This is a genomic window from Nostoc sp. (assembly GCF_036917455.1).
Taxonomy (GTDB): Bacteria; Cyanobacteriota; Cyanobacteriia; order Cyanobacteriales; family Nostocaceae; genus Nostoc.
On the sequence record NZ_JBALDK010000096.1, the window covers coordinates 19,243 to 28,131 of the forward strand.

The window sequence follows — 8,889 nt, forward strand, 5'->3', positions numbered from 1 at the left end:
ATTATGTCTCAACGCAAATTGCCCAAAGGACGTAGTGTTAGTTCAGTTGCTCTGGAACCAGAAGTTGCGATCGCAATTATTGGACTGTTTTCCGCCGCTGCTGACGGTGAAGGCATTTCTTCAACAGAAGAATATGCTTTGAGTGAATTTCTCAGTCGGGTTGACCTATTTGAAGATTACTCTGACGAAGATTTTGAAGAATTGACCGAAAAAGTCGTCAACTTGATTGAAGAAGAAGAACCAGAAGATTTAATCGCCCAGTCCATCGAATCCTTGCCCAATAAAGATTATCGGGAAACTGCATACATCGCAGCTATCTTAGTGGTGGGGATTGACGAAGAAGTACCTGAAAGCGAGCAAGATTATATCTCTGAGCTTCAGGAAGCCTTAAAGATTTCAGACGAGCGGGCACAAGAACTTATAGACGGAGTGTTCGGAGAAGAAGAAGACGAAGAGGAAGACGAAGAGGAATAAGATTTCCTCTGGTTGAACTGACGTTAAAAAGATGCCACACAAAGGTATTATCATCAAGTAGTTTTACTAACTATGTGATGACTAGAAAAATTTCTCTTGGCTTGATGCTGCTGTTTCTGGGTACTCAAATTGGTGTTACCCAGCCAGCAGCTAAAGCACAAACCCCAGTTGCACCAACAACTACCACAAAATCAATTTGCTCTACCCAATTGGGAACAGCTATAGATGCTGTAATCAATCGTCCTTTATTTAGTCGGGTGCGCTGGGGAATATTGGTACAACCTCTGTCAACGGGGTCAACTCTTTATAGTCGCGATGCTCAGAAATATTTTATTCCCGCATCTAACCTCAAGTTGCTGACAACAGCAGCTGCATTGCAACAATTAGGTGCTAATTTTCGGATTCGCACCTCTATTTATCAAAATGGCAATGGTGTTTTACGTGTTGTTGGTAGGGGAGATCCCAGTTTAAGTGATACTCAACTGCAAACATTAGCACAGCAGCTAAAACAGAAAGGTATTACTCAAATTCAGCGATTGATAGCTGATGATAGTTATATTCAAGGTGATATTGTTAACCCCACCTGGCAATGGGAAGATGTGCAGTCAGACTATGGCGCACCAGTCAGTAGCTTTATTCTAAATCAAAATATTTTTAGTTTAAAACTTGTACCGCAGGCTGTAGGTAAATCTTTACAAGTAGTGTGGATCGATCCTGGTGAGGCAAAACAGTGGCGGACAATTAATCAGTCAGTAACAGTTGCACAAAATCAATCAACCTACGTCAACGTTACCCGTGAATTATCAGGAACAGCATTACGAATTCAAGGACAACTAACAACAAATTCTGAACCGTCTTTAATAGATTTGCCTGTAGTTGACCCTAATTATTACTTCTTACGGCGCTTCCGTGCTGCTTTGGCAACAGAAAAAATTGCTTTGGGGCAAACATTAGTCGTAACTGGTGGTTTTCATCAAGAGGAAATAGCATTTGTAGACTCGCCACCTTTATCTGAATTATTAATGGAAACTCTTCAGAATAGTAATAATCTTTATGCTGAGGCACTACTGAGAGCATTAGCTGGGGAAAAACCCAGAGTGAAAACTAAGACTAGCGCTGATGTCGGTTTAGAAGTTGTCAAAGCAAATTTAACTCGATTGGGAGTTGATCCAACAAATTATATTTTAGTAGATGGTTCGGGTTTATCACGTCGGGACTTAGTGACACCAGAAGCTTTTGTACAAACTTTGCGAGGAATGGCAAGAACACCAGCAGGATATGTGTATCGAGCATCTTTACCAATGGCGGGTAAAAGTGGAACATTGAAAAACCGTTTTGAAAACACATCTGCTGAGGGAATTGTGCAAGCAAAAACGGGTACATTAACGGGTGTTGTTTCTCTATCTGGATATATGAATGCGCCTAAATATGAGCCGTTAGTTTTTAGTATTCTTGTGAATCAATCAGAGCAGCCTGCAACTGTTGTGCGCCAAGCTATTGATGAGATTGTTGTGTTATTAACGCAATTACGGCGTTGTTAAGAAGTGTTTAGAGATTTAATAAGAAGGGAGTACTCATTACTGTTACTCCCTTTTTTGCGCAAAATAAATCACATATTTTTAATCTATAGGATGCATCTAAAATGGGAATTGAATTAAACCAAGATGTCGATCGCCCATCAAATTCGACTGCGAGTTTTGCCCTTCACTGAAACCTTGCATTCCCACGGCTTTAATCTGTGGAAATGTCAATAATTCGGAGTCCCATGATGACTAAATCGCATTCAACGCTGTCAATCTCGGCAACTTTAGGTAAATGTCCCCAATGTTGAAAACCAAATGTTTCAAAAAGTTTTAAGCTGGGCCGATTGTGGGCAAAAATAAAGCATAGTAGGGTATTTAAACCCAAACTAGGGCTTTCGCTAATTGCTTGTGCTAATAGTTGTCGTCCCAAACCACACCGATGAAAGTGAGGGGCTATATAAATACTAATTTCGGCAGTCGTATTATAGGCGGGCCGCCCATAAAAGGATTGAAAACTAAGCCATCCAGCAATTACTCCCTCTACTTCGATAACCCAAAGTGGGCGTTGTAAAGGCGATCGCGCCTTAAACCAAAGAAGGCGACTTTCCACAGATATTGGCTCTAAATCAGCAGTTGCTATGCGGCTAGGAATTGCAGCATTATAAATTGCCACAATTGCAGGCAAGTCAGTTTCAGTCGCATGGCGAATGGTCATTGCTAGCGTCTCGGAGAAAATCTTGAGAAAATATTCAAAAATAATACAGCGTTACGGAAGCCGCAATACACTCTTGTATCTGAGAAGAAGTGGTATGTGTCGCACCGATTGGATAGCAACCATAGTTTCTCCGGTTTTTCCAGCCTCTCATCAGTAGATATCAAAGCATTCCAAATAATTTGAACAAAGTTTAGAAACAGAACGACAACAAGCTAAGACACATAAATCACAAATCTGATAGCTTAACGTTGACCACTAATGTTACATCTAGTATCGTTGAGCGGGGAAAAACCAACGTGAAAGCACAGGTATTTAGAGGCGTTAATCAACTGTCTTACGAAGATATCCCAGTTCCAAGCCTAGAACCAGATGAAGTGCTGGTACAGGTGCGGGTTGTGGGGTTGTGTCAGTCAGATATTAAGAAAATTCGTTATCCACTGTATGAACCGCCACGCATTTTTGGACATGAAACTGCCGGCACGATCGCAGCGTTAGGCAATGATGTCAAAGGTTGGCAAGTTGGACAACGGGTAGCGGTGATGCACCACATCCCCTGTATGCGTTGTGCCTACTGTCTAAATGATAATTTTTCCATGTGCGATGTCTACAAAAATATCTCCACAACCGCAGGCTTTAACGCCAGTGGCGGTGGTTTTGCTGATTATGTCAAAGTTCCTGGACATATTGTCCAAAACGGCGGGTTAATTCCGATACCCGATCGCATCAGTTTTGAAGAAGCGAGTTTTGTAGAACCAACTAACTGCTGCTTGAAAGCTGTGAAAAAAGCTCAAATTGCCCCAGGACAAACTGTATTAGTTACTGGTGCTGGGCCGATTGGGTTAATGTTTATCATGTTGGTAAAGTATTTTGGAGCAAAAGCGATCGCTACCGATTTGCTACCCTCTAGAATTGAAAAAGCTTTGAGTGTCGGTGCAGAAGCGGCTTTTGATGCCCGTGATGCGGATTTACCAGCAAAAATCCATGCCCTAACTGGCGGACTTGGTGTTGATGTCACCCTACTAGCTGTTCCTAGCGAGAAAGCCTTCTTTCAAGCACTCGATTGTACCCGCAAAGGTGGCAAAATCTTGTTTTTCGCCGAATTCCCTGATGAGGTGGAAATTCCCATCAATCCCAATCTTCTCTACCGTCGAGAAATTGACTTGATCGGTAGTTATAGCTCATCTTATCGGCTTCAAAGTCTATCAGCTGATATTGTATTTAATCAGCAAATTGACGTGCAAGCGTTGATTAGCGATCGCTATCCATTAAAAGATTTATCAACAGCTGTCGAGCAAGCGATCGCACCCACACCGGATACTTACAAAATCCTAATTTATCCGTAAAAGGAAGATGATGGGGATGAGGAAGTAATGCTAAAAATTTACTTCTTCTCGTGTTCTCCCTCATCTCCCCCTACTCCCTCATCTGCCCATTAGCCCAAACAAAATGCTTATCACACTACTTTTGGTGGCTCTACTAGCTTTCTACGTCGCTTGGAATCTCGGAGCAAACGATGTTGCTAACGCGATGGGAACCTCCGTCGGTTCCAAAGCTGTAACCTTAAAACAGGCATTAATAATTGCTGGGATATTAGAGTTTACGGGTGCTGTATTGTTTGGGCATGAGGTAACGGAAACTCTCGCAACGAAAATTGCCAATCCCGCTTTATTCTCAGCTACACCCCAAATATTCGTTATTGGGATGGTAACGGTACTAATTTCTTGTGGTGTGTGGTTGCAAATTGCCACATCACGAGGTTTACCAGTCTCATCTTCCCATGCCGTTGTTGGTGCGATCGCTGGATTTAGTTGGGTAGCTTTGGGAGTAGGGGCAATTGATTGGGCATCAATTGGCTTAATTAGCATTGGCTGGGTTTTAACGCCGTTAATTAGTGGTGCGATCGCTGCTTTATTTTATAGTCAAATCAAGCACTGGATTTTAGATCAACCCAATCAAGTAGTGCAGTTACAAGAATGGATTCCCTGGTTGAGTACTCTCCTACTGGGTGTCTTCGGCGTGATTGTATTACCATCGCTAACTGAACCGCTAACCAATTTTGTAATTGAGCAAGTTGGTTTTACAATCCCTTCTCATGACATCCCCCTATTAATCGGTGCAGTAGCAGCAGTTGGACTCACAATCATTAGTTGGCGACAGTTACAAGAAACTGAAGAAGTGTTTCCCACTTCCCAATCCCCATTACCCCTTATCCCCAAAGGGGGCCCCACCTTCCCCAATCCCGTAGAAAAATTATTTGCCCGATTTCAACTACTGAGTGCTTGCTTTGTAGCCTTTGCTCATGGTTCTAATGATGTGGGAAATGCGATCGCTCCTTTAGCTGCGATCGTCTACATCAATCGCACTGGTAGCGTACCTATAGATGGTATAACGATCCCCCTTTGGATTTTAATCCTTGGTGGTGCTGGTATTGTTGGTGGTTTAGCTGTCTGGGGTAAAAAAGTCATCGCCACTATTGGCGAAAACATTATTGCCTTGGAACCTAGTAGTGGATTTTGTGCAGAACTTGCTACTGCTACCACCATCCTCATCGCCTCCCGGCTAGGTTTACCAGTCTCCACTTCCCATGCTCTCGTCGGCAGTGTAGTTGGTATTGGACTAGTGCAAAATATCAAGTCGATAAAGTTTCAAACACTAAAAGGCATTGCCGCCGCATGGCTAATTACAATCCCTGTGAGTGCTTTACTTAGCGCTGCCATTTTTAGCATCGCCCAAATTTTATTCCGCTAAGAATTATTAATATTTTTCTAAGTTTTTTGTCTGCTAAATCTACTCAAAGTACAACCTAGACTGCAACAACACCAAAAAAGCGTGTTTTTGCAGAACTGCTGCTCATTCTATTAGAATGTTGTGCAGGGGATGGCGTAACTTTGAATTTCCACAGAAAGATACTTTAATCTCCATTTAGAGATATAAACTGTCACACAAGTTACATTCCACAGAAATTTACAACTTTCCGCCTAAGCCACGCATCTGCATGGTTACAAAACAATAAATATTTATTTGGAGTGAGATTTATAAAGTAAAAATCTCATTGGCAAATAGTTAATGTAAATTAAACCGAGCAAAAGCAAAAAAGGTGTCATTTCAAGCTACTTACAGCCATACCGACAATCCAAAATCGTTCGACTGAGGGAAGTTGTTTGCGTAGCGTTCCGCAGGAAAATCGAAAATCGAATGGCTAAATACTTACTCAATGCTGAAAAAAACACAGTGTATTAAGCAGTAGGGCAATTTGATGCTTTGCCAAGTTGTGTTCAGTATGACAGAATTACGTTGAAATGCCCAAGTGCTGTTAAAATTTTTAATTTATCTGACAAAATACAGGAAATTAGGATGAGCGCCAATAAAGCGTACCGGAAGCAGCTTTATCGTCAAGGTGTTAGAGGTTAGAAGCTAATGGGGCGATTCGAGAAGCAACCAGAAAACCCAAGAGTCAGAGGCGAGCTATCTAGAGCAGCAGAAAATGCTCTTTGGGCTGTAGTTGAAGACTTAGAAAATCTTCAGCAGAATGTCCTCAGAGCATTGCAGGAAGACGTAAAGCGGCTTCAGTCAGAAAAAAATCGGTTATCTGATGAGATTCAAAGCTTGGTAGAAGAAAAAGAGCATTTACAACAAGTGCGCCAAATCACTGAGCAACAAGTCTTAATTCGTCAACTGGCAGAAGTTCTGGCAAAGCATATATCTTCACAACTGCAATCCTCTCTGGCAACTTTAGCTAACCAAAGCATAGAGGGAAAGTCTTACGAACAAGCTGCGCTAAAGTCCGCTGAAGTGAACAGCAACGTAGTAAATGTAGTAGGTGAAATAAATGAAAAAGTCGAACACATGTTTGACAGCCTGGATGACACCGTTACTGTTACTTTTAACTCGCTACAACAGGAGCTAAAAAACTATCAAAGTAATCTTTCCCAACAGTTGTCACGGATGTATAGCCAGCAGCAGCAAGGGGAAACGATTTTGGCGGAGTTTGTTAACCGCCTGCATGGAGAACTAGAAAAAACTATAGAAGAAACTTCACGCAAACCAGCAGCAGGTACACCTACTGTTTTACAGTTTACTCAGCCAGAAAAAAACAGTTCTTTTGAGACATCCCCGCACCCCTTTGGCGAAGTGGTAAGAAATTCCTCTGAGCCAATTTCCCCAATCCCTAATCAATTTTTAGAAAGAGAAACAACATCAGAGCCTCCCGTTGTTAGAGAAAACGCCACTAACCCAATTTCTGTTCCCATCAAAGACTTGTCGGAAAGGGAAACAACATTAGAACCTCCCGTTGTTAGAGAAAATGCCGCGAACCCGATTTCTGTCTCTATCAAAGACTTGTTGGAAAGAGAAATAACATCAGAGCCTCCCATTGTTAAAGAAAACACCGCGAACCCGGTTTCTGTCCCTAGTAAAGACTTGTCAGAAAGAGAAACAACATCAGAGGCGGCTGTTGTTCCTCCACCAAAGGAAAACGCTGCTGAACCCATTTCTGTCCTCAATAAGGATTTGTCAGAAAGCGAAACTACATCAGAGCCTCCTATTGTATCTGTGCCACAGCCGGAAGTAATACAACCTCAACCTTTACGACGGAGAAATGCTGCTGAACCAACTTCTGTTATCCGCAGGGTTTCGCAGAACAAACCAAAATCACCACCTTCTACTGCGCTAGAGCCGCAGCCAGAAGTAACCCCAGAATCGCGATCGCCTAATTCCTCTGGCTTTTCGCAGTTGCAAATCGGTTTCTTGTTGATTGTCTTATCGGCAGTGGTATCGTCGCTTTACAACATAGCCATCAAGGTAATTTTCCATGAAGGTTCCCAGATTTTTGGAGTATTAGATGTAGAACGCTTGCTACCGCCGACTTTAGGCAATACTCTGTTAATTTTAACGCTACGGTTTATGGTAGTAGTACCACTGATGGTACTGCTGTCTCCCATATTGCATCCAACACTATGGCAAGACTTAGAAAACTTGGGTGCTTCAGTGCGAGGAAATCCCACAGCTGCTAATACAGCTACCAAGCGGATTTTGCTGTTGTCAGTTGTGAGTGGGTGCTTTTTGTTTTTGTCTCAGGTACTAATCTACATTGCGATCGCTCAAGTTACAACTGGAATGGCGATCGCACTGTTCTTTATCTATCCAATGGTTAGTGGTTTATTGTCGTGGTTTCTGTTCCGCGATCGCCCCACCACATTCCGCTTCGCTGCGATCGCCGCCATTTGCTGTGGCGAATTGTTGGTTTTAGGAGGTTCTCCCAGCAGCAGTATAGGTAATAGTTCAATGGGAAGCAGCACCGCCATTCTTTCGGGCGTAGCTTTTGCTGCCTACATAATTCTGACACGGGTATGTGCTAGCAAACTGCATCCTGTGACTTTTACCTTAATTAACTTCGCTACCATGTTGGTGTTGAGCTTTATTTGCTTAATGCTACCTTTACCAAGCAATTGGAACTTGATAGTTTTTGACTCCTCTAAGATGCTAGAACTGGTTTTAAGCGCATTTATCTTGGGTGTGCTGACTCTTGCGGGCTATTTGCTAAACAATGTTGGTATTAGTAAACTAGGTGCTTCGCGATCGGCAATTATCGGTGGTAGCATCCCAGTTTTAACCGTAATTTTCGCTGGGTTAATCATTCAAGAAAATTTAGATATTGTGCAAATTCTGGGAGTGTTGTTAGTAACTTTTGGCGCGGCTGCTTTCAGCCTGGAAACCATGCGAAATCAGGCTAAACCCTCCAGTAACACAAATTAAATGGCAAGTTCAATCAGTTTAGGTGTAATGGGTGCTAGTTTATCTCCTATCACTCTCAGCATCAATCCTGACGCTAATATGCCTACTTGGAACTTCTCTACATCAAAGATCCCCGATTTATTTTATAAGTCGGGGATCTTTAGTTTTCAAGGATAATTTAGGGCTGTTGTATAGGTGCAGATAAATATAGCGATCGCTCATCTAGGTGCAATACACTTTAACCCGGATTTCTCACCACATGTCGATTAAGCCTGCGCTTGAGCAGGGGAGCAGGGGAGGCAGGGGAGGCAGGGGAGGCAGGGGGAGCAGGGGGAGCAGAGGAGAGTTTAAATACCAAGTTCTTTCCCCTCTGCCCATCCTTCGCCTCAAGCTTGTGAGAAATGCGAGTATTAGTTTTTTCTTCCCTTGCTTCCCCTGCCTCCC

General features: G+C 42.7%; 7 protein-coding genes. 6 read left to right on the top strand and 1 reads right to left on the bottom strand.

The features are described 5' to 3' along the window. The first annotated feature begins 3 nt into the window (after positions 1-3). Together V7K42_RS11045 and dacB are read left to right on the top strand one after the other, a co-directional pair. Entirely contained in the window at positions 4-474 is a 471-nt protein-coding gene (locus V7K42_RS11045; RefSeq protein ID WP_334892510.1) for a tellurite resistance TerB family protein, read from the top strand. 77 nt (positions 475-551) lie between these two features. Further along, the gene (dacB, locus tag V7K42_RS11050) at positions 552-2,015 is read left to right on the top strand and encodes a D-alanyl-D-alanine carboxypeptidase/D-alanyl-D-alanine endopeptidase (protein WP_334916090.1); all 1,464 of its coding nucleotides are present in this window, start codon (positions 552-554) and stop codon (positions 2,013-2,015) included. Between the two features lie 190 nt (positions 2,016-2,205). On the opposite strand, the gene V7K42_RS11055 is transcribed toward dacB, so the two are convergent. Further along, a complete protein-coding gene (locus tag V7K42_RS11055; RefSeq protein ID WP_334916092.1) occupies positions 2,206-2,712 on the bottom strand; it encodes a GNAT family N-acetyltransferase in 507 nt (168 codons plus the stop codon). 296 nt (positions 2,713-3,008) lie between these two features. Here V7K42_RS11055 and V7K42_RS11060 point away from each other — a divergent pair, with 296 nt between their 5' ends. From V7K42_RS11060 to V7K42_RS11075, 4 genes are all read left to right on the top strand, one after another. Continuing rightward, a complete protein-coding gene (locus tag V7K42_RS11060; protein ID WP_334916099.1) occupies positions 3,009-4,055 on the top strand; it encodes a zinc-dependent dehydrogenase in 1,047 nt (348 codons plus the stop codon). Positions 4,056-4,158: 103 nt separating this feature from the next. Continuing rightward, on the top strand, positions 4,159-5,460 hold the full coding sequence (locus tag V7K42_RS11065; protein WP_334916093.1) for an inorganic phosphate transporter: 1,302 nt from the start codon (positions 4,159-4,161) through the stop codon (positions 5,458-5,460). A gap of 669 nt (positions 5,461-6,129) precedes the next feature. Further along, entirely contained in the window at positions 6,130-8,466 is a 2,337-nt protein-coding gene (locus tag V7K42_RS11070) for an EamA family transporter (protein ID WP_334916095.1), read from the top strand. Further along, positions 8,467-8,622 (top strand): hypothetical protein, encoded by a 156-nt coding sequence (locus tag V7K42_RS11075; protein WP_334916097.1) that lies wholly within the window; start codon positions 8,467-8,469, stop codon positions 8,620-8,622. It abuts the gene before it with no gap. Positions 8,623-8,889 lie beyond the last annotated feature (267 nt).